This is a genomic window from Pseudomonas sp. NPDC089406, assembly GCF_044900265.1.
Lineage (GTDB): Bacteria > Pseudomonadota > Gammaproteobacteria > Pseudomonadales > Pseudomonadaceae > Aquipseudomonas > Aquipseudomonas fakonensis.
The window spans coordinates 121,678-141,726 of record NZ_JBJDNC010000003.1 but is presented as its reverse complement, the minus strand read 5'-3'; the positions used below and the strand labels follow the sequence as shown (position 1 = coordinate 141,726).

The window sequence follows — 20,049 nt, the reverse complement described above, 5'->3', positions numbered from 1 at the left end:
GATGGACGCATTCAACTACCGCGGCGGCCAGCTGCACGCGGAAGGGGTGAGCCTGTCGGCCATCGCCGAGCGTTTCGGCACCCCCACCTACGTGTACTCGCGCGCCCACATCGAGGCCCAGTACCGCAGCTACACCGACGCCCTGCAAGGCAGCGAGCACCTGGTGTGCTTCGCGGTCAAGGCCAACTCCAACCTGGGCGTGCTGAACCTGCTGGCGCGCCTTGGCGCAGGCTTCGACATCGTCTCCGGCGGTGAGCTGGAGCGTGTACTGGCCGCAGGCGGGCGCGCCGACCGCGTGGTGTTCTCCGGCGTCGGCAAAACCCGCGAAGACATGCGCCGCGCCCTCGAAGTGGGCGTGCACTGCTTCAACGTCGAGTCCACCGACGAGCTCGAGCGCCTGCAAGTGGTGGCGGCCGAGATGGGCAAGGTTGCCCCGGTATCGCTGCGGGTCAACCCCGACGTCGACGCCGGCACCCACCCGTACATCTCCACCGGGCTTAAAGAGAACAAGTTCGGCATCGCCATCAGCGACGCCGAAGCCATCTACGTGCGCGCCGCACAACTGCCGAACCTCGACGTGGTCGGTGTCGACTGCCACATCGGCTCGCAGTTGACCACGGTCGAACCCTTCCTCGACGCCCTCGACCGCCTGCTGGTGCTGGTCGACCGCCTGGCCGAGTGCGGCATTCACCTGCGCCACCTCGACCTGGGCGGCGGCGTAGGCGTGCGCTATCGCGACGAACAGCCGCCGCTGCTGGCCGACTACATCCAGGCCATTCGCGCGCGCCTGGGCGAGCGCGACCTGGCCCTGGTATTCGAGCCGGGCCGCTACATCGTGGCTAACGCCGGCGTGCTGCTGACCCGCGTGGAATACCTCAAGCACACCGAACACAAGGACTTCGCCATCGTCGATGCGGCGATGAACGACCTGATCCGCCCGGCCCTGTACCAGGCCTGGATGGGCGTCAGCGCCGTCACCCCGCGCGAAGGCGAAGGCCGCAGCTATGACGTGGTCGGGCCGATCTGCGAAACCGGCGACTTCCTCGCCAAGGACCGCGTGCTCAACCTCGCCGAGGGCGACCTGCTGGCCGTGCAGTCGGCAGGCGCCTATGGTTTTGTCATGAGCTCCAACTACAACACCCGTGGCCGCTGCGCCGAAGTGCTGGTCGATGGTGACCAGGCCTTCGAAGTGCGCCGCCGCGAGACCGTCGCAGAACTGTTTGCTGGCGAAAGCCTGCTGCCGGAGTAAGCCCATGCTGCTGCGTTTTACCAAGATGCACGGGCTGGGCAACGACTTCATGGTCCTCGACCTGGTCAGCCAGCACGCGCACATCCAGCCCAAGCACGCCAAGCAATGGGGTGACCGCAACACCGGCGTCGGCTTCGACCAGCTGCTGATCGTCGAAGCACCGAGCAACCCCGAGGTGGACTTCCGCTACCGCATCTTCAACGCCGACGGCTCGGAGGTCGAGCAGTGCGGCAACGGCGCGCGCTGCTTCGCCCGCTTTGTGCTGGACAAGCGCCTGACCGCCAAGAAGCGCATCCGCGTCGAAACCAAGGGCGGCATCATCGAGCTGGACGTGCGCAACGATGGCCAAGTCTGCGTCGACATGGGCCCGCCGCGCCTGGTGCCGGCCGAGATCCCCTTCGTCGCCGACCAGCAGGCGCTGAGCTACCCGCTGGAAGTCGACGGCCAGGTCTACCCGATCGCCGCCGTGTCCATGGGCAACCCGCACTCGGTGCTGCGCGTCGACGACATTAACACCGCACCGGTGCACGAACTGGGGCCGAAAATCGAGCACCACCCGCGCTTCCCGCAGCGGGTCAATGCCGGCTTCATCCAGGTGATCGACCGCCACCGCGCCAACCTGCGGGTCTGGGAGCGCGGTGCCGGTGAAACCCAGGCCTGCGGTACCGGCGCCTGCGCCGCTGCCGTGGCAGCCATCGCCCAGGGCTGGATGGACTCGCCGGTGTCCATCGACCTGCCGGGTGGGCGCTTGAGTATCGAATGGGGCGGCCCAGGCAAACCGGTGTTGATGACCGGCCCTGCCGTACGCGTTTTCGAAGGACAGGTTCGTCTCTAAGCGAGTATCCGCCATGACCGATCAGCCCAAAGCAGTACCCGAGCTCGACGCCGACGCGGTGGTCGCCTACCTGCGCGCCCACCCCACGTTCTTCGCCGAGCATGACGAGCTGCTGGTCGAGCAGCGCATCCCCCACCAGCGCGGTGACAGCGTGTCGCTGGTGGAGCGCCAGCTCAAGCTGCTGCGTGACCGCAACATCGAGATGCGCCACCGCCTGTCGCAACTGATGGACGTGGCCCGCGACAACGACCGGCTGTTCGACAAGACGCGCCGGCTGATCCTCGACCTGCTCGACGCCGGCAGCCTGGAAGAAGTGGTGATGGCCGTCGAGGACAGCCTGCGCCAGGAATTCCAGGTGCCCTTCGTCAGCCTGATCCTGTTTGGCGAAAATGCCGCCCCGGTGGGCCGCTGGGTGTCCGGTGCCGAAGCGCAGCAAGCCATCGGCGGGCTGATCGGCGGCGGCAAGACCATCAGCGGCAGCCTGCGCGAGCACGAGCTGGCCTTCCTGTTCGGCAGCGACCAGCACAAGGAGGTCGGCTCCAGCGCCGTGGCCACCCTGGAGTACCAGGGCCTGCACGGTGTGCTGGCGATCGGCAGCCGCGACCCGCAGCACTACAAGAGCAGCGTCGGCACCCTGTTCCTCAGCTACATCGCCGAAGTGCTCGGCCGCGTGGTGCCGCGCTTCACCAACACGCTACGCCCGGTACGCTGATGGAACGCCAGCTGGAGGCTTATTGCGCACACCTGCGCAACGAGCGCCAGGTGTCCGACCACACCCTCAAGGGCTACCGCCGCGACCTGGAAAAGGTCGTCGAATTCTGCAACACCCAGGGCATTGCCGGCTGGGGCGCGCTGCAGGTGCAGCAACTGCGCCAGCTGGTGGCGCGCCAGCACCACCACGGCCAGTCCTCGCGCAGCCTGGCGCGGCTGCTGTCGGCGGTGCGCGGGCTGTACCGCTACCTCAACCGCGAAGGCCTGTGCCAGCACGACCCGGCCAACGGCCTGTCGCCGCCCAAGGGCGAACGGCGCCTGCCCAAGGCGCTGGACACCGACCGCGCCCTGCAGTTGCTCGACGGCGGCGTGGACGACGACTTCATCGCCCGCCGCGACCAGGCCATCCTCGAGCTGTTCTACTCCTCCGGCCTGCGCCTGTCGGAGCTGACCGGCCTGGATCTTGAGCAGCTGGACCTTGCCGGCGGCCTGGTGCAGGTGCTCGGCAAGGGCGGCAAGAGCCGCGTGCTGCCGGTCGGGCGCAAGGCTCGCGAGGCACTGCAGGCCTGGTTGCGCCTGCGCGGCATCGGCAGCCCGCAGGACGGCGCGGTGTTCATCACCCGCCAGGGCAAGCGCCTGAGCCCGCGGGCCATCCAACTGCGGGTGAAGACCGCCGGCGAGCGCGAGCTCGGCCAGCACCTGCACCCGCACATGCTTCGCCATTCCTTCGCCAGCCACCTGCTCGAATCGTCCCAGGACCTGCGCGCGGTACAAGAAATGCTCGGCCACGCCGACATCAGCACCACGCAGATCTACACCCACCTGGACTTCCAGCACCTGGCCACGGTGTACGACAGCGCCCACCCCCGGGCCAAACGCAGCAAAGGCACAGACTCATGAGCATCAAGCTGATCACCTTCGACCTCGACGACACCCTGTGGGATACCGCGCCGGTGATCGCCAGCGCCGAAGTGGTATTACGCGACTGGCTCGAAGCCAACGCACCGACTCTGGGCGCGGTGCCGGTCGAGCACCTGTTCGCCATCCGCGAGCGCCTGGTGCAGGCCGAGCCGGGCCTCAAGCACCGCATCAGCGCCCTGCGCCGGCGGGTGCTGTTCCATGCCCTGGAAGAAGTCGGCTACAGCGAGAAACACGCCCTGGAGCTGGCCAACGAAGGCTTCGAGGTGTTCCTGCACGCCCGTCACCAGGTCGAGGTGTTCCCCGAGGTGCAGCCGGTGCTGGAGATTCTGCGCCATCACTACACCCTGGGCGTGGTCACCAACGGCAACGCCGACGTGCGCCGGATCGGCCTGGCGGACTACTTCAAGTTCGCCTTGTGCGCCGAGGACTTGGGAATCGGCAAGCCCGACCCGGCGCCGTTCCTCGAGGCGCTCAAGCGCGGTGAAGTGCAGGCCGATGCCGCAGTGCATATCGGCGACCACCCGGGCGACGACATCGCCGGGGCCCAGCGTGCCGGTTTGCGCGCGGTGTGGTTCAACCCGCGGGGCTTGGCCTGGACAGGCGAGCAGGCACCGGATGCCGAGATCCAGCGCCTGTCGCAATTGCCCGACGTGCTCGCCCGCTGGCGCTGAGCGCGAACGCGGGAACACTGTCTTGCCCAATTTCGAACAGCTGGCCCGATCCCTGTAGGAGATCACCCAGCCCTTCGGGCTGCACTGTCGCGTAGATGCTCCAAAGTCCCTGTGGGAAGCGGCCTTGTGTCGCGATGGGCTGCGCAGCAGCCCCGGCAATTTTGCATGAGGCCGAGGCCTTGGGGCCGCTTCGCGACCCATCGCGACACAAGGCCGCTTCCCACAGGGACCGCGGTGCATCTGCGAGACTAGTTCTCTGCGCGACAGCGCAGCCCGAAAGGGCTGGGTGATCTCCTGCAGATCAGCGCCGGCTTGCAGGCCACGCAATCCCACCGCCCACAAAAAAGCCCGCAGCGACGGCGGGCTTTTTTGCATTCAGCCACTCAGATAGGGCGGCTGCCGTACTTGTTGTCCGGCTTCTTGGGCGGGTCGGCGACCACATTGGCCTCGACTTCCTGCACCTTGCCACCGCGCGAAAGGAACTCTTCCATCGCCTTGGCCAGGGCATCACGCTCTTTCTGCTTGGCTTCCATGCTCGGCATCTCGTCTACCGAGACCGCCGCCTTGGATTTGCCCTTGGCAGCGGGTGCCGGGCTGCTGTCGTCGTCGCCGGAATCTTCGGCGCCGTCGTCAGCCGCAGCCTCCATGCCCTCATCACCCTCGTCTTCGTCACCTACTTCGAGGTCGTCGTTTTCCAGATCATCGTCGCTCATGTTCTACCTCATGACTTGCGAAAAGCAGGTTAGTTATAGACCGGTGCAGCCGTAGACCGGCGGCTACCGGTGAAAATTCAACTGGCCGTGGGTTGGCCACTGCCTCCAGTGCCCGCCTCCTGATGGGAGCCCGGCACCCAACAGGCCCTGCCCGAAGCAGAGCCCTACCAAAATGCTTGAACCCTTGCTGGCCACAGGCTATTGCAAGCCTAGCAAAGGGTAGCGAAGTGTGCGGACAACCTGTGCAGCACCCTTCGGCGCGCATTCTAGCGCGCTCGCAGAAAAAGCAAAGCACCAGAAATGCCCGATCCGTTGTAAGTTTTGTGCCCGCGTCGCGAACAGGACATAGAAACCGTTTGCCCCGGGCAAAACGGCAAATTACAGGCAAAAAAATGCCCGGCGAACCGGGCAAGTTTTCCAGCGTGGCGGTTACAGGTTGTAGCCGCGCTCGTTGTGCTGAGCCAGGTCGAGGCCGACCGACTCTTCTTCTTCGTTGACCCGCAGGCCCATCAGCACATCCAGCACCTTGAGGATGATGTAGGTGACGATGGCGGTGTAGACCACGGTGAAGATCACACCCTTGGCCTGGATCCAGAACTGCGCAGCGATGTCAGTGACCGCGCCGAAGCCGCCCAGGGCAGGTGCCGCGAACACGCCGGTGAGCAGGGCGCCGACGATACCGCCGATGCCGTGCACGCCAAAGGCGTCGAGGGAGTCGTCATAGCCCAGCTTGCGCTTGAGGCTGGTGGCGCAGAAGTAGCACACCACACCCGACACCAGGCCGATCACCAGGGCGCCCATCGGGCCCACAGTACCGGCAGCCGGAGTGATGGCTACCAGGCCCGCGACCACACCCGAGGCAATGCCCAGTGCGCTGGGTTTGCCGTGGCCGATCCACTCGGCGAACATCCAGCCCAGGGCGGCAGCGGCGGTGGCGATCTGGGTCACCAGCATGGCCATGCCGGCGGTGCCGTTGGCGGCAGCGGCGGAGCCTGCGTTGAAGCCGAACCAGCCGATCCACAGCATGGCCGCGCCGATCAGGGTATAGCCCAGGTTGTGCGGGGCCATCGGGGTGGTCGGGTAGCCCTTGCGCTTGCCCAGTACCAGGCAGCAGACCAGGCCTGCGATACCGGCGTTGATGTGCACCACGGTGCCGCCAGCGAAGTCCAGCACGCCCCAGTCCCACATCAGCGCGCCGTCACCGCTCCAGACCATGTGCGCGATCGGTGCGTAGACCAGCACGAACCAGATGGCCATGAAGATCAGCATGGCCGAGAACTTCATGCGTTCAGCGAAGGCGCCGACGATCAGCGCCGGGGTGATGATGGCGAAGGTCATCTGGAAGGTGATGAACACCGCTTCCGGGAACAACGCGGTGGCCGAGGTCAGGCTGTCAGGTGTGACGCCGCTGAGGAATGCCTTGTTCAGGCCGCCGACGAAGGAATTGAAGTTGAGTACGCCCTTTTCCATACCGGTGGTATCGAAGGCCAGGCTGTAGCCGAAAATCACCCACAGGAGGCTCATCAGGCCGGTGATGGCGAAGCACTGCATCATCACCGACAGCACGTTCTTCGAACGCACCATGCCGCCGTAGAACAGCGCCAGGCCCGGGATGGTCATGAACAGCACCAGCGCCGTGGCGGTGAGCATCCAGGCGGTGTCACCGGAGTTCAGCGCCGGGGCAGCTTCCTCGGCCAGGGCCAGCCCTGGCATTACGAGGGACAATAGGGCTCCTAGCCCTGCGATCTTGCGCAGAGTCATGTTGTTTTCTCCTGGGGCGTTGGGTTTGGTGAGGCTTTTTTTGTAGCGCTTAGATCGCGTCGGTATCGGTTTCGCCGGTACGGATGCGGATCGCCTGCTCCAGATTGACCACGAAGATTTTGCCGTCACCGATCTTGCCGGTGTTGGCCGCTTTGGTGATGGCTTCGATCACCCGATCAAGGTCTTTGTCATCGATGGCGACATCGATCTTTACCTTGGGCAGGAAATCGACCACATATTCGGCGCCGCGATACAGCTCGGTGTGACCCTTCTGACGGCCGAAGCCCTTGACCTCGGTCACGGTGATGCCCTGCACGCCGATTTCCGACAGCGACTCGCGCACGTCGTCCAGCTTGAACGGCTTGATGATGGCAGTGACTAGCTTCATGAAACTCTCTCCCGATTTGGTGGACTTGCCCCAGGAAAACAAACCCGTCTCAAGTCTAAGCGCAGCGCCTGGCTTTGTAACGCATCGTCGGCTCCATCCTCCCCGCCAAGACACGATGCGGCTGTAACGGTGGGCCTTGCGCACTGCTTGCTCTCGATGGACTGCATCAGTGCACGGCTTGAACAGGTCTTTGCAGAAACCTTGCCAGGTACGGGAAAACGCCAAAAAACAGCTAGTTGCGTGAAACACTCGGGATTGGCCAGTCGCCAGCAGGGCAAAGCTGCACAAATTCGGTGCGCGACCTTTGGCCACGCTGCGCAAAAAGTGTGCAGGCACGGTGCAAAAAAGCTGCGTGCTACACTGCTGCCCTTTCACAGATCAGCGGATAGCCACACATGCTCGCGCCCAAAGCCTTTCTCGATGCCCTGAGCGACCAGGCCTCGCGCCTGTTCAGCGGTGACACCGCACAGCCTCGCGCCGAACTGGAAAGCCAGTTCAAGGTGTTGATGCAGGGCGCTTTCAGCAAGCTCGACCTGGTCAGCCGCGACGAATTCGACAGCCAGATGGTGGTGCTGGCCCGCACCCGCGCCCGCCTGGAGGCGCTGGAGCAGCAATTTGCCGAGCTGGAAGCCCGGCTGGCGCCGCCGCCCGCAGAATAACAACCGATACACGGAGCGTTTACATGAAAGTCAGTGCCCGCAATGTCTTCGAAGGTACCGTCAGCGCCGTCCAGCCTGGCGCGGTGAATGCCGAGGTCGAACTGACCCTGGGTGGCGGCGAAAAACTGGTGGCCGTGGTCACCATGACCAGCCTGCACAACCTCAACATCAATGTCGGCAAGCAGGCCGTGGCACTGGTCAAGGCACCCTGGGTGGTGCTGATGACCGACGCCGACGGTTATCGCCTGTCGGCGCGCAACGCCCTGGAAGGTGAGGTGGTGCGTGTAGGCGACGGCGCAGTCAACGCCGAAGTGGTACTGAAGCTGGCCGGTGGCACCGAAGTGTTTGCCATCGTCACCCGCGAGGCGGTGCAGGAGCTCGGCCTGGCGCCAGGTGTGAAGGCCACCGCGCTGATCAAGGCCTCGCATATCATTCTGGGTGCAAAGCCCTGATTTGATGCGTTTGCCGGCCCCGGCTCCTACAGAACGGTTCACCGCCCCTTGTAGGAGCCGGCTTGCCGGCGATGTAGCCTTCAAATGAAATATGAAATTTCCTACATATATAGTCCTATGAACACAAGATGAAACTTCTTTAAGTTACACCTTGCCTGTTGACTCACCCGCTATGCTTTGCATAAAGTTCCACCGCCCTTGAAACGGGCCTTTATTTCAACTCACGAAGAATTCAATGGACACAGTATCTAGTCGCTGCCTGGCCGCCCCTGGCTGCCAGGCACCTGAACCGGAATACCGGGCCCGCCCCCAAGGTCGGGCAAGCCGCGCCAGAGCCTGATGCTCCGCCGTAGCTTGCCGCCCCGGGTGCCAGCCCGGACGGAGGCAAGCTCATGAACTTCAATACCTGCATACATCGCCGGCCCCGCGCCCCTCTTGTGCCGCGCCATGCTACGCAGCCTGCGGCCTCGCCACATGCCCACCTGCCCTTTGCGCGCGGCCCACGGCTGCACGTCGCATGGCGGTGCCACGCCGACGACAACCCGGAACCTCCAAGTCGATAAACCGCGCTCCTAGCGTAATCGGCTGCGCGCGCGGCGCCCGATAAAAACTGAACAATCCATATATAAGCCCGAACTTTCGATCATGTAAGTTCGCAGGAAACTTATTGCCTGAAACTTTTAAAAGGAACTCGAAACACCATGGACTCAGCCAGTAGAAAGTTCGCTGCCGACAATAAACCCGGCCTTCGCCAGCGAACCCGAAAACGCCGGACAAAAAACCGATCGAATGATCGCGGCCCGACCCACGCCTACTCACCGTAGTGAGCCCGCTGTGTGTCGTGCCGCCTCCTGCGGCAGGAGCACAGCCAAATGACCGTAAAAGACCGCAACACCAAAGCCTGCGAAGTCCACGCCGCCCGCGAAGCCCGCAACGGCCTGGGCGTGACCTTCGCCAACCTCGATACCAGCGAACTCGGCCTGACCGAACACGAGGCCGCCAAGCGCCTGCTGCGTGACGGCGCCAACGAAGTCGCCCACGACAAACCCCAACCGGGCCTGGTGCAACTGCTCAAGGCGCTGCACAACCCCTTCATCTATGTACTGCTGACTCTGGCCGCCATCAGCTTCGTCACTGACTACTGGCTGCCGCTGCAGGCCGGCGACACCGACGACCTCGACCTGACCAAGGTGATCATCATCCTCACCATGGTCAGCCTCAGCGGCCTGCTGCGCTTCTGGCAGGAGTACCGTTCGGGCAAGGCCGCCGAAGCCCTCAAGGCGATGGTCCGCACCACTGCCACGGTGCTACGCCGCGAACGCATCGACCGCCCTGCCCGTCTGCGCGAAGTGCCCATGAACGAGCTGGTGGCCGGTGACATCGTGCAACTGGCCGCCGGCGACATGATCCCCGCTGACATCCGCCTGATCGAGTCCCGCGACCTGTTCATCAGCCAGGCCGTGCTCACCGGCGAGGCGCTGCCGGTCGAGAAGTACGACACCTTGGGCCATGTGGCGCAGAAGTCCGCCGAAGGCAGCAGCAGCGGCGACGGCAACCTGCTCGAGCTGCCCAATGTCGGTTTCATGGGTACCAACGTGGTCAGCGGCCGGGCCCGCGCCGTGGTGGTGGCCACCGGCAAACGCACCTACTTCGGCTCGCTGGCCAAGGCCATCGCCGGCTCGCGCAGCCAGACCGCCTTCGACCGCGGGGTGAACAGCGTCAGCGCCCTGTTGATCCGCTTCATGCTGGTGATGGTGCCGGTGGTGTTCGTGCTCAACGGGGTGGTCAAGGGCGACTGGAGCGATGCCTTCCTGTTCGCCCTGGCCGTGGCCGTGGGCCTGACCCCGGAAATGCTGCCGATGATCGTCAGCGCCAACCTGGCCAAGGGCGCCGTGGCCATGGCCCGGCGCAAAGTGGTGGTCAAACGCCTGAACGCCATCCAGAACTTCGGCTCGATGGATGTGCTGTGCACCGACAAGACCGGCACCCTGACCCAGGACCGCATCATCCTCGAGCACCACGTCGGCCTCGACGGCCAAAGCAACCCGCACCTGCTGCAGCTGGCCTGGCTCAACAGCCACCACCAGAGCGGCGTGAAAAACCTGATGGACCAGGCCGTGCTGCGCTTTGCCGGCGAAAACAGCCAGTTCCAGCCACCCTTCGCCTACGCCAAGGTCGATGAGCTGCCGTTCGACTTCATCCGCCGGCGCCTGTCGGTGATCGTCAAGGATGCCCTGGGCGAGCACCTGCTGGTGAGCAAGGGTGCGGTGGAAGAGATGCTCGCCATCGCGACCCACGTGGAGGATGACGGCCAGCACCTGCCCCTGGATGCCGCGCGCCGCGAACAGCTGCTGGCCAGCGCCAGCCGTTACAACCAGGAGGGCTTTCGTGTGCTGCTGGTGGGTACCCGCAAAATCCTGGCTGGCGAGCGCAAGGCGCAGTACCACGCCGACGACGAGCGCGGGCTGGTGATTCGTGGCCTGCTGACCTTCCTCGACCCGCCAAAGGAAACCGCAGGCCCCGCCATCGCCGCCCTGCGCGAGATGGGTGTAAGGGTGAAAGTGCTCACCGGCGACAACCCGGTGGTCACCGCCAAGGTGTGCCGCGAAGTGGGCCTGGAGCCCGGCCAGCCGCTGCTCGGCCAGGACATCGAGCAACTGGATGAAAGCCAACTGCAGGTGCTGGCGGAAGAACGCACGGTGTTCGCCAAGCTCACCCCGCTGCAGAAGTCGCGGGTGCTCAAGGCGCTGCAAGCCAATGGCCACACCGTCGGCTTTCTCGGTGACGGCATCAACGACGCCCCGGCCCTGCGCGACGCCGACGTGGGTATTTCGGTGGACAGCGGCACCGATATCGCCAAGGAGTCAGCCGATATCATCCTGCTGGAAAAGAGCCTGATGGTGCTCGAAGAAGGCGTGCTCAAGGGCCGCGAAACCTTCGGCAACATCATGAAGTACCTGTGCATGACCGCCAGCTCCAACTTCGGCAACGTGTTCTCGGTGCTGGTGGCCAGCGCATTCATCCCGTTCATGCCGATGCTGGCGATTCACCTGCTGCTGCAGAACCTGCTGTACGACTTCTCGCAGCTGTCGCTGCCCTGGGACCGCATGGACAAGGAATTCCTGCGCCAGCCCCGCAAGTGGGATGCCGGCAACATCGGCCGCTTCATGCTGTGGATCGGGCCCACCTCGTCGATTTTCGACATCACCACCTTCGCCCTGATGTGGTACGTGTTCGCCGCCAACAGCGTGGAAATGCAGGCGCTGTTCCAGTCCGGCTGGTTCGTCGAGGGGCTGCTGTCGCAAACCCTGGTGGTGCACATGCTGCGCACCCGCAAGGTGCCGTTCTTCCAGAGCACCGCTGCGCTGCCGGTGATCCTCGCCACCGGGCTGGTGATGGCCCTGGGGCTGTACATTCCGTTCTCGCCGCTGGGGGCGATGGTCGGGCTGGTGCCGCTGCCGTGGGAGTACTTCCCTTGGCTGGTGGCCACCCTGCTGGGCTACTGCCTGGTGGCCCAGGGCATGAAGACCCTGTACATCCGCCGCTTCGGCCAGTGGTTCTGAGCGGCTCCTGAGGCATCAGGGATACCCCTAGCCCGCGCCGTGCATGCTTTACGCACTGCGCGGGCTTCGGAATAATGACCATTAGCCAGTATGTGACCCAGCTCACACCTTTGTTAAATGGACTTACAAGGTAGCCCTCCCTTGCAATTGTTTTCCAGCACCCGCCAGCACCTGCGTGAACTGGCGCAAGCCCGCGCATTCAACGAACTCACCGCGTTCTGCGAAGACCTCGAAAACCAATGGCAGCAAGCCGCGCCAGGCGAGGTGCCGCTGTACTCGGAAGTCATCGAAGGGCACATGCTGATCGACTGGGACCACCAGATCGGCAAGGACCTTACCCGCGTGCTCAAGGGCTGGATCGAAGCTTGCCCGGGCAGCTACCACGCCCACCTGGTGATGGGTATGCATGCTTTCGACCGAGCGACTTTCATCCGCACCTTCAACGTGGCCTCCGAGGTCACCCAGGAGCGCTGGCTGGGCGCGGCGCAAGCCTGCGAGCTGGCCGCCGTGCACCTGCTCAAGGCCATGCAGCTGTCGCCGCGCCCGGCGGCAGCTGCCATCTGCCTGATCAAGATCTGCGCACACTTCAACGAACCCGGCTGGTTGCATGAGCTGTTCCAGGGCAAGCCGGCCAGCTACCGCCCGGGCGAGCACGCCGAGGAAGAAGCACTGGCTACCGCCCGCGGCTACCTCGAACGCTACGAGCTCGAGGCCCCCGCCGAAGTGCCGCAGGCGCTGCCGGCCATCCTGCCGCCCCGCGAAGCCCACCAGTTCGAGCGCCCGCAGGACTACTGGCTGCTGTGCGCCATGCAATGGATGCCCAACTGCTTCGAGGCCGTCGAAACCCACGCCGCCTACCTCAAGCCACGCTGGGGCGGCAGCTACGACGACATCGACGGCCTGGCCGACGGCCCGCTGACCGCCAGCTGGAGCGAAGCCCAGCGCAACGCCATTCGCTGGCTGATCTTCGAGGACCAGATCGAGCTGCCCAAGGCCGAAGACAGCGAGGAAGTCGCCGCCTGGCAAGAGGTGTTCGACTACTGGAAGCCGCTTGAGCTGCGCCCGCTGGAGCGCGCCACCTTGCTGGCCTGGGAGGGGGCGTTCCAGCGCTATTCGCTGGGCAACCACCCAGAAGCCATGCAGTGCTACAGCCAAAGCGTCGCGCTGTACCCGGGTGAAGGCTGGGTCGGCAACCTCGGCGACCCGTTCTGGAGCCTGGTGTACATCAGCTTGTACGACCCGCAGCCCGACCCGCAGAACACCTTCAAGAACGCCATCGAACGCCTCAGCGCCCTGAGCAACTACGCCGCCGCCTGCGCCCTGCGCGCCGCCGGCCACCAGTTCGGCGTGTGGGGCTTCGAGCGCTCGCCGGAGCTTGCCGAACAATGGCTGCAAACCGCCGCCAAGCGCCAGAACGGGCGCGAGGGCTTTGGTTTCGACCTCGAAGAAATACCACGCATGATCTGGCATGCCGGCCTGCACCCGGTGGCCTGTTTCCTCTGGCAGCGCCTGGCCGACCTCGGCCGGGTAGACGCCGCCAGCGCCTTGTACGACGTGCACCGCGGCTGGTTCAACGACACCCCCGAGCAGTACATCGACGCGCACAAGGCTGACTACTGGCTCAAGCGCTCCGCCGAGGCCGGCTGCAAGGTCAGCAAGTACAACCTGGCGCGCGATCGCATGAACAACGAAGACATGCACGACCCGGTGGCCCGGGTCGAGGTGTGGAAACTGCTGATCGACGCCATGGGCGAGGACCAGACCGACGGTCATGCCAAAGTGCAGTTGGGCATTTTGCTGCGCCGCTACGGCGAGCCGGTGGACCACGAACTGGGCCTGCGCTACCTGTTGTCGGTGTTCGACCACTCCCACGACTGGGTTGCCGGGCGCGCCTGCGCCGAAATCGCCCTGGCCTGGCTCGAAGGCCGCGGCGCGCCGCGCAAGAACCGCTTCGCCGCCATGCAATGGGCCACCCGCGGGCACCAGATCAACGAAGACAGCGAAGAGATCATCGAGATCGCCGAGCGGGTGTACAACTCGCATAACCGCCTGCTGTCGATTTTCACCGCCTTCAAGGCCTTCCTGACCCAAGGCAAGTTCGTCCCGGGCGAACTGCCGCCAGCACCAGAGGCCCGCTGAGGCCATGGCCGCAACATTCAGCGAACGGCTGCGCATCCATGCCTGGCTGTGGTTCGGCGAAGCTTTTCTGATTACCCTCAGCACATTGCTCTGCCTGCTGCCGCTGCTCGCCTGGCTGCTGCTGCCGGGCTGGGCCGGCTGGCTGGCGGCGGCGCTGACCCTGCCGTCGCCGCTGATGGGCTGGTCGATCGCCCGCCAGGCCTTCAGCCGCCGCGACGACGACGAGGCGCCAGGTATCGAGCTGCATGCAAACGCCGTCCCCGCCCTGGCTGCAGCCGTCGAGCAGGTACGCACGCGCCTGGGCGCGCCGATGCCGGACGCGGTGTACCTGGACGAGGGCTTCAACGCCAGCATTCGCCAGCGCGCGTCGCTGTTCGGCCGCCCGCACAATGTGCTGGTGCTGGGCCTGCCGCTGCTGGAAACCCTCGACACCACCGCCTGCACCGCCGTGCTGGCACACGAGTTCGCCCATATCGCCCAGCGCCATGGCCGCTACAGCAGCCGCCTGTATTTTGCCCGCGAGCGCTGGCGGGCACTGGGCGAGCGCAGCGAAAAACACATCGGCCTGGCCCACGCCCCGCTGCGCCTGTTCGTTGCCTGGTACGTGCCGCGCCTGCTTGAGGTCAGCTTCGCCTTCGCCCGCAGTTGCGAGTACCAGGCCGATGCCGAGGCCGCGCAAGCCTGCGGCAGCATCCCCATGGCCCAGGCGCTGATCGGCCTGCGCATCCAGTCCCGCGCGCTGCGCCGAGTGTTCTGGCCACAACGCTATGCCGCCGCCAACAGCGGGCACTTCGTCGAACTGGCCCGCGGCCAGGCCCTGGCCGAGCCGCTGGACCGCGCCCAGGCCTGCACCTGGCTGCATGATGCGCTGGATGAAGAAGCAGACGAGCATTCCACCCATCCCAGCCTGGCCCAGCGCCTGCAAGCCCTGGCAGTGGACAGCGATGCGCAGCATGCACCGATCGCCTGGCAGCGCCCCTCAGCCAGCGCCGCCCAGCTGTGGCTGGGGGCCGAGCACCAGGCCCTGGCCCAGGCCATGGACGAGCGCTGTGCCGAGCAGTTTCAGCAGCGCCATGAACAAGCCAGCCAACGCCGGCGCGCGCAGCGCGGTGAAGTGCACGGCCTGCTCAGCAAGCGTGCATTGCGCGCACTCAGTGTCGACGAAATGGCACGCCTGGCCTGGCTCGAAGACTGCCTGCAGGTGCCGGCCGAAGAACGCGGCCCCTGGCTCGAACAGGGCCTGGCCATGGCGCCTGAACATCATTGGCTGATGTTCCAGCACGCCCAGAAGCTGCAAGAGCAAGGCGACTTCGCCAGCGCCGCCAGCTGCTGGCAGCCCTTGGCCGAGCAGCCGGGCTACTACCAGGTCAGCGCCCTGCATCACATGGCCGAGCAGGCCCTGCGCGGGCAGGACTGGGCCGCAGCACAAGCGTTACGCGCCCAGGCCGACAGCCTGGTGCAGCAAAGCGAACAGGCGCCCAGCTACGAGCACCACGGCCTTTCGGCCTCGCAGCTACAGCGCCTGAGCGACACCCTGGCGCCGTTGCTGTCCCAGGCCGAAGGCGTGTGGCTGCTGCGCGAGACCGGCGCCAACCAGCACCTGCTGCTGATCAAGCCGCCGTCGACGGCGCTGTCGCGCTTGCTGCAGCGCATCACCGGCGAGGCCCACTACGAACGCCAGTACTGCCAGGTGGCGCTGGACCGCGTACTGCCGCGGGTCGATCTACCGCTGGAAGCACTGATGCTCGATGCCTTCGACCCGATGCTGCAGCATTGTGATGCACGGTGTGCGTTGCATGATCAGGGGTAGAGCCAAACACTCGTTCGCAGCAAGCGCCGCTTGAGGTTCAAATGCCCAGGCTCTTGAACAACGCCTCTGCGTTTTCATGCATGCGCAGGGTGTGCGGCTGATCATGCTCTGTCATGGCTTGCCGGGCGCGCTCATTGAGCCGCGCCACGGTGACGTCAAACGGCAGCGTTCTGGCCCTCGCCACCTGATAAAACAACATCTGGATGGCCTGCGAGCTGGTAATGCCCAACTCGGCCAGAACGCTTGCGGCTTGAGTTTTGAGCTGGCTGTCGATGTGGATGCTCAGGACTTCTGTCTTGGCCATTGATCCTCCAGGTATCTGCTGGTGGGAAAGCGAAGTTGCCAGTGTATCCGTCACGGCATGCGCCCTGACTGACAGCAAAACCTCGAAGCACTCTTTCCGGCTTGCCCCCCGCCAGCAGCACTAAGCTTTGCCAGCCGCAGGAAGCGGCCCCTTCTGGCAAACCACGGAGTGCCCATGTCCCTCGCCCTCGTCCACAGCCGCGCCCAGGTTGGCGTGCTGGCACCTGCTGTCAGCGTCGAAACCCACCTGGCCAACGGCCTGCCCGCACTCACCCTGGTCGGCCTGCCGGAAGCCACGGTCAAGGAATCGAAGGACCGGGTGCGCAGCGCCATCGTCAACTCGGGGTTGGACTACCCGGCCCGGCGCATCACCCAGAACCTCGCCCCTGCCGACCTGCCCAAGGACGGTGGGCGCTACGACCTGGCCATCGCCCTGGGGATACTCGCCGCCAACGGCCAGGTGCCGCTGGCCACCCTCGAAGACATCGAATGCCTGGGCGAACTGGCGCTGTCTGGCGCCCTGCGCCCGGTGCAGGGGGTGCTGCCCGCCGCGCTGGCCGCGCGGGATGCCGGGCGGGCATTGGTGGTGCCGCGGGAGAATGCCGAAGAGGCCAGCCTGGCGGGCGGGCTGGTGGTGTATGCCGTGGGGCACCTGCAGGAGCTGGTGGCCCACCTGAGCGGGCAACTGCCGTTGCCGCCCTATGCTGCCAACGGCCTGCTGCTGGAGCATCGCCCCTACCCCGACCTGTGCGAGGTGCAGGGCCAGGCCGCCGCCAAACGCGCGCTGCTGGTGGCCGCCGCTGGCGCGCACAACCTGTTGTTCACCGGCCCCCCAGGTACCGGCAAGACCCTGCTGGCCAGCCGCCTGCCCGGCCTGCTGCCACCGCTGGACGAGCGCGAGGCGCTGGAAGTGGCGGCGATCCGCTCGGTCAGCGGCCACGCCCCGCTCGACAGCTGGCCGCAGCGGCCGTTCCGCCACCCGCACCACTCCGCCTCGGGCCCGGCGCTGGTCGGTGGCGGCAGCCGCCCGCAACCGGGCGAGATCACCCTGGCTCATCACGGTGTGCTGTTTCTCGACGAGTTGCCGGAATTCGAGCGACGGGTACTCGAAGTACTGCGCGAGCCGCTGGAGTCGGGCGAAATCGTGGTAGCCAGGGCCCGCGACCGGGTGCGCTTCCCGGCCCGCTTCCAACTGGTGGCAGCGATGAACCCCTGCCCCTGCGGCTATTTCGGCGACCCCACCGGCCGCTGCCGGTGCAGCCCGGAGCAGATCCAGCGCTACCGCAACAAGCTGTCCGGGCCACTGCTCGACCGCATCGACCTGCACCTGACCGTGGCTCGGGAGAACACCGTGCTGGGCAACCAGCCCAGCGGCGAGACCAGCGCCAGCGTGGCCCAGGTGGTGGCTGCGGCACGCGAGCTGCAACAACGCCGCCAGGGCTGTGCCAATGCCTTTCTGGCTCTCGACGGACTGCGCCGGCATTGCACCCTGACACCCTCTGACCAGGCCTGGCTGGAGACTGCCTGCGAACGGCTGACCTTGTCGCTGCGAGCGGCGCACCGGTTGCTGAAGGTGGCGCGCACGCTGGCAGATCTTGAAGGGGTCGAGGGCATTACCCGGGCGCACCTGGCAGAGGCGTTGCAGTACCGCCCGGGATCCTGAGGTGCGCTTCCCCGTGTAGGCGCTGGCTTGCCAGCGATAGGGCCCGCACAACCCACACGACCGCCAAGCCTGGCACCGCCGTTGGCGGTGATCGCCGGCAAGCCGGCTCCTACAGGGACCTCTATGAGCCCAATAGTTGAAATATATTTTGCACACTAACTATTTGCGCGCAATATTCACCTCACGCAGCAAGCAGTCGCCAAACCTACTCAGCACCTTCTGGAGAACCATCATGACTTTCAACAAAATCCTCGCCGCCGCCACCCTGACCCTCGCCACCAGCGCCGGCGCCTTCGCCACCGAGGCCACGCCGTACCACTACGGCATGGACCTGGACATCGCCCAGGTGATCACCGTCGACACCCCGGCCGCCAGCCAAGGCCACGCCAGCCGCGCCACCCTCACCTACCGCGACAGCAGCGGCCAGTTGCGCGCCGTGAGCTACAGCCAACCCACCACCGCCAGCAACCAGAACTGAGCCGCCGGCTCACAAGCAGAGGAGCAAGACCATGAACCTGTCCCGCACCCTGACCGCCGGCCTGCTGGCCCTTGCCGTGAACAGCGCCTTCGCCGCCGGCAGCCCCGGTGTCGAGCCCACCACCCAGGGCTTCCTCGAGGCCCTCGCCGCCGGTGGCGGCAAGCCGCTGGAAACCTTGGCACCCAAAGACGCCCGGGCCGTGCTCAGCGGCGCCCAGGCCGGGGTCAAGGTTGACCTGGCGGGCATTCAGGTGGAACGCCGGACCATCCAGGCCGATGGCCAGCCGCTGGAAATCCGCGTGGTACGGCCACAGGGGGCCAAGGGCGAGTTGCCGGTGTTCATGTTCTTCCACGGCGGCGGCTGGGTGCTGGGCGACTACCCCACCCACGAACGGCTGATCCACGACCTGGTGGTGGGCTCTGGGGCGGCAGCGGTGTACGTCGATTACACGCCATCGCCAGAGGCGAAATTCCCTACCGCCATCAACCAGGCCTACGCCGCCACCCGCTGGGTGGCCGAGCATGGCCAACAGATCGGCGTGGACGGCAGCCGCCTGGCGGTGGCCGGCAACAGCGTCGGCGGCAACATGGCTGCGGTAGTGGCAATCAAGGCGAAGGAAGCCGGTACGCCGAAGCTGCGCTTCCAGGCCCTGCTGTGGCCGGTCACCGATGCCAACTTCAATAATGGCTCGTACAACCAGTTTGCCGAGGGGCACTTCCTCACCCGCAACATGATGCAGTGGTTCTGGAACAGCTACACCAGCGACCCGCGCCAGCGTGATGACATCCATGCTTCGCCGCTGCGGGCCACCCTGGAGCAGTTGCAAGGCCTGCCGCCGGCGCTGGTGCAAACGGCCGAAATGGACGTGCTGCGCGACGAAGGCGAAGCCTATGCCCGCAAGCTCGGCGCTGCCGGGGTACCGGTGACGGCGGTGCGCTACAACGGGATGATCCATGACTTTGGCTTGCTCAATGTGCTGAGCGAGGTGCCGGGCACACGCAGTGCGATGGACCAAGCGGCGCAGGCGCTGAAGAAGCACCTTCAATAACCCGCAGTAACCGGGGCTGCTTGCAGCCCCGGTCATGTCGATCAACGCCGCGCCAGCACCCCGGCCACCGACCACGCCCCCGGCCCGGTCAACGCCAACCCGCCGAACAACACCAGCAGCAACCAGGCAAACTGCCCCTGCTCCAGGCTCCAGTCCGGGTGCACCACCACCAGCGCCACCAGCAGCACGGCGAGCACCGGCAGGCAGGCCAGGCGGGCGAACACGCCCAGGATCAGCAGGATCGGGCACAGCACCTCGGCAAATACCGCAAGGCTCAGGGTCAGGGTGGCACCCAGGCCGAAGGGGTCTTCGATGTGCTGCAGCTCGGTGGACCAGTTGAGCAACTTGGGCAGGCCGTGGATCAACAGCAGCAACACGGCCGCAGCGGTGCGCATGAACAGCAGGCCGAAGGCGGTGAGCCTGGGGGAGTCGAAAGTGGGCATGGTGGTGGGCTCGGCAGTCGAAACGACCGACTGTGCCCGCACGGCAGGATGAAGGCTTGAGCAGATGTGCTCAAGTTGCACAAACGCGCCCCTGTAGGAGCGGGGGGGGGGGGGGGGGGGGGGGGGGGGGGGGGGGGGGGGGGGGGGGGGGGGGGGGTGTGGGGGGGGGGGGGGGGGGGGGGGGGGGGGGGGGGGGGGGGGGGGGGGGGGGGGGGGTGTGGTGTTTGTGTGGTGGGTGGGTG

At 65.7% G+C, this 20,049-nt stretch carries 18 protein-coding genes; 13 read left to right on the top strand and 5 right to left on the bottom strand.

Annotation, left to right across the window (positions count from 1 at the left end; genetic code table 11):
• Nucleotide 1 precedes the first annotated feature (1 nt).
• From lysA to ACI2KK_RS03200, 5 genes are read left to right on the top strand one after another with little or no spacing between them, the layout of a single operon-like run.
• Nucleotides 2–1,249, top strand: coding sequence for a diaminopimelate decarboxylase (gene lysA, locus ACI2KK_RS03220; protein ID WP_404667846.1), 1,248 nt, complete (start codon nt 2–4; stop codon nt 1,247–1,249).
• A 4-nt stretch (nt 1,250–1,253) separates the two neighbouring features.
• The gene (gene dapF / locus ACI2KK_RS03215; RefSeq protein ID WP_404667845.1) at nt 1,254–2,084 is read left to right on the top strand and encodes a diaminopimelate epimerase; all 831 of its coding nucleotides are present in this window, start codon (nt 1,254–1,256) and stop codon (nt 2,082–2,084) included.
• Nucleotides 2,085–2,097: 13 nt separating this feature from the next.
• Entirely contained in the window at nt 2,098–2,796 is a 699-nt protein-coding gene (locus tag ACI2KK_RS03210) for a DUF484 family protein (RefSeq protein ID WP_369988688.1), read from the top strand.
• Nucleotides 2,796–3,695: a tyrosine recombinase XerC gene (gene xerC, locus ACI2KK_RS03205; protein WP_404667844.1), complete on the top strand. Its 900-nt coding sequence runs from the start codon at nt 2,796–2,798 to the stop codon at nt 3,693–3,695. Before ACI2KK_RS03210 ends, xerC begins: the two co-directional genes overlap by 1 nt.
• Nucleotides 3,692–4,387: an HAD family hydrolase gene (locus ACI2KK_RS03200; protein ID WP_404667843.1), complete on the top strand. Its 696-nt coding sequence runs from the start codon at nt 3,692–3,694 to the stop codon at nt 4,385–4,387. Before xerC ends, ACI2KK_RS03200 begins: the two co-directional genes overlap by 4 nt.
• 383 nt (nt 4,388–4,770) lie before the next feature.
• On the opposite strand, the gene sutA is transcribed toward ACI2KK_RS03200, so the two are convergent.
• From sutA to glnK, 3 genes are all read right to left on the bottom strand, one after another.
• Nucleotides 4,771–5,100 carry a transcriptional regulator SutA gene (gene sutA, locus ACI2KK_RS03195; RefSeq protein ID WP_217887061.1) on the bottom strand — a complete coding sequence of 110 codons (330 nt, stop codon included), beginning with the start codon at nt 5,098–5,100 and terminating at the stop codon, nt 4,771–4,773.
• Nucleotides 5,101–5,529: 429 nt separating this feature from the next.
• Entirely contained in the window at nt 5,530–6,861 is a 1,332-nt protein-coding gene (locus ACI2KK_RS03190) for an ammonium transporter (protein WP_404667842.1), read from the bottom strand.
• Between the two features lie 49 nt (nt 6,862–6,910).
• Nucleotides 6,911–7,249: a P-II family nitrogen regulator gene (glnK, locus tag ACI2KK_RS03185; RefSeq protein WP_002555808.1), complete on the bottom strand. Its 339-nt coding sequence runs from the start codon at nt 7,247–7,249 to the stop codon at nt 6,911–6,913.
• A gap of 395 nt (nt 7,250–7,644) precedes the next feature.
• Between glnK and ACI2KK_RS03180 the strand changes: the two genes are divergently transcribed.
• The 5 genes from ACI2KK_RS03180 to ACI2KK_RS03160 all read left to right on the top strand — a co-directional run bounded on the left by ACI2KK_RS03180 (nt 7,645) and on the right by ACI2KK_RS03160 (nt 15,872).
• Nucleotides 7,645–7,908, top strand: coding sequence for an accessory factor UbiK family protein (locus ACI2KK_RS03180; RefSeq protein WP_217840914.1), 264 nt, complete (start codon nt 7,645–7,647; stop codon nt 7,906–7,908).
• A 23-nt stretch (nt 7,909–7,931) separates the two neighbouring features.
• Nucleotides 7,932–8,360, top strand: coding sequence for a molybdopterin-binding protein (locus tag ACI2KK_RS03175; RefSeq protein ID WP_217840915.1), 429 nt, complete (start codon nt 7,932–7,934; stop codon nt 8,358–8,360).
• A gap of 872 nt (nt 8,361–9,232) precedes the next feature.
• Nucleotides 9,233–11,923, top strand: coding sequence for a magnesium-translocating P-type ATPase (gene mgtA, locus ACI2KK_RS03170; protein WP_404667841.1), 2,691 nt, complete (start codon nt 9,233–9,235; stop codon nt 11,921–11,923).
• A 141-nt stretch (nt 11,924–12,064) separates the two neighbouring features.
• Nucleotides 12,065–14,062, top strand: coding sequence for a DUF4034 domain-containing protein (locus tag ACI2KK_RS03165; protein ID WP_404667840.1), 1,998 nt, complete (start codon nt 12,065–12,067; stop codon nt 14,060–14,062).
• Between the two features lie 4 nt (nt 14,063–14,066).
• Entirely contained in the window at nt 14,067–15,872 is a 1,806-nt protein-coding gene (locus ACI2KK_RS03160) for a M48 family metalloprotease (protein ID WP_404667839.1), read from the top strand.
• A gap of 37 nt (nt 15,873–15,909) precedes the next feature.
• On the opposite strand, the gene ACI2KK_RS03155 is transcribed toward ACI2KK_RS03160, so the two are convergent.
• Nucleotides 15,910–16,176, bottom strand: coding sequence for a type II toxin-antitoxin system RelB/DinJ family antitoxin (locus ACI2KK_RS03155; protein ID WP_404667838.1), 267 nt, complete (start codon nt 16,174–16,176; stop codon nt 15,910–15,912).
• A gap of 174 nt (nt 16,177–16,350) precedes the next feature.
• Between ACI2KK_RS03155 and ACI2KK_RS03150 the strand changes: the two genes are divergently transcribed.
• The 3 genes from ACI2KK_RS03150 (at nt 16,351) to ACI2KK_RS03140 (ending at nt 19,364) form a co-directional block, all read left to right on the top strand.
• A complete protein-coding gene (locus ACI2KK_RS03150; protein WP_404667837.1) occupies nt 16,351–17,838 on the top strand; it encodes a YifB family Mg chelatase-like AAA ATPase in 1,488 nt (495 codons plus the stop codon).
• Between the two features lie 232 nt (nt 17,839–18,070).
• Complete coding sequence (locus ACI2KK_RS03145; RefSeq protein ID WP_404667836.1) at nt 18,071–18,316, top strand: DUF2790 domain-containing protein; 246 nt, start codon at nt 18,071–18,073, stop codon at nt 18,314–18,316.
• A gap of 31 nt (nt 18,317–18,347) precedes the next feature.
• Nucleotides 18,348–19,364 carry an alpha/beta hydrolase gene (locus tag ACI2KK_RS03140; RefSeq protein WP_404667835.1) on the top strand — a complete coding sequence of 339 codons (1,017 nt, stop codon included), beginning with the start codon at nt 18,348–18,350 and terminating at the stop codon, nt 19,362–19,364.
• 41 nt (nt 19,365–19,405) lie between these two features.
• Here the strand turns inward: ACI2KK_RS03140 and ACI2KK_RS03135 are convergent, their stop codons facing one another.
• Complete coding sequence (locus tag ACI2KK_RS03135) at nt 19,406–19,807, bottom strand: DoxX family protein (protein WP_404667834.1); 402 nt, start codon at nt 19,805–19,807, stop codon at nt 19,406–19,408.
• Between the last annotated feature and the right edge of the window lie 242 nt (nt 19,808–20,049).

Bases quoted from the DNA above. Each gene is read 5' to 3' on its own strand.
- lysA (WP_404667846.1), top strand. From the start codon at position 2: ATGGACGCATTCAACTACCGCGGCGGCCAGCTGCACGCGGAAGGGGTG.
- dapF (WP_404667845.1), top strand. From the start codon at position 1,254: ATGCTGCTGCGTTTTACCAAGATGCACGGGCTGGGCAACGACTTCATG.
- ACI2KK_RS03210 (WP_369988688.1), top strand. From the start codon at position 2,098: ATGACCGATCAGCCCAAAGCAGTACCCGAGCTCGACGCCGACGCGGTG.
- xerC (WP_404667844.1), top strand. From the start codon at position 2,796: ATGGAACGCCAGCTGGAGGCTTATTGCGCACACCTGCGCAACGAGCGC.
- ACI2KK_RS03200 (WP_404667843.1), top strand. From the start codon at position 3,692: ATGAGCATCAAGCTGATCACCTTCGACCTCGACGACACCCTGTGGGAT.
- sutA (WP_217887061.1), bottom strand. From the start codon at position 5,100: ATGAGCGACGATGATCTGGAAAACGACGACCTCGAAGTAGGTGACGAA.
- ACI2KK_RS03190 (WP_404667842.1), bottom strand. From the start codon at position 6,861: ATGACTCTGCGCAAGATCGCAGGGCTAGGAGCCCTATTGTCCCTCGTA.
- glnK (WP_002555808.1), bottom strand. From the start codon at position 7,249: ATGAAGCTAGTCACTGCCATCATCAAGCCGTTCAAGCTGGACGACGTG.
- ACI2KK_RS03180 (WP_217840914.1), top strand. From the start codon at position 7,645: ATGCTCGCGCCCAAAGCCTTTCTCGATGCCCTGAGCGACCAGGCCTCG.
- ACI2KK_RS03175 (WP_217840915.1), top strand. From the start codon at position 7,932: ATGAAAGTCAGTGCCCGCAATGTCTTCGAAGGTACCGTCAGCGCCGTC.
- mgtA (WP_404667841.1), top strand. From the start codon at position 9,233: ATGACCGTAAAAGACCGCAACACCAAAGCCTGCGAAGTCCACGCCGCC.
- ACI2KK_RS03160 (WP_404667839.1), top strand. From the start codon at position 14,067: ATGGCCGCAACATTCAGCGAACGGCTGCGCATCCATGCCTGGCTGTGG.
- ACI2KK_RS03155 (WP_404667838.1), bottom strand. From the start codon at position 16,176: ATGGCCAAGACAGAAGTCCTGAGCATCCACATCGACAGCCAGCTCAAA.
- ACI2KK_RS03150 (WP_404667837.1), top strand. From the start codon at position 16,351: ATGTCCCTCGCCCTCGTCCACAGCCGCGCCCAGGTTGGCGTGCTGGCA.
- ACI2KK_RS03145 (WP_404667836.1), top strand. From the start codon at position 18,071: ATGACTTTCAACAAAATCCTCGCCGCCGCCACCCTGACCCTCGCCACC.
- ACI2KK_RS03140 (WP_404667835.1), top strand. From the start codon at position 18,348: ATGAACCTGTCCCGCACCCTGACCGCCGGCCTGCTGGCCCTTGCCGTG.
- ACI2KK_RS03135 (WP_404667834.1), bottom strand. From the start codon at position 19,807: ATGCCCACTTTCGACTCCCCCAGGCTCACCGCCTTCGGCCTGCTGTTC.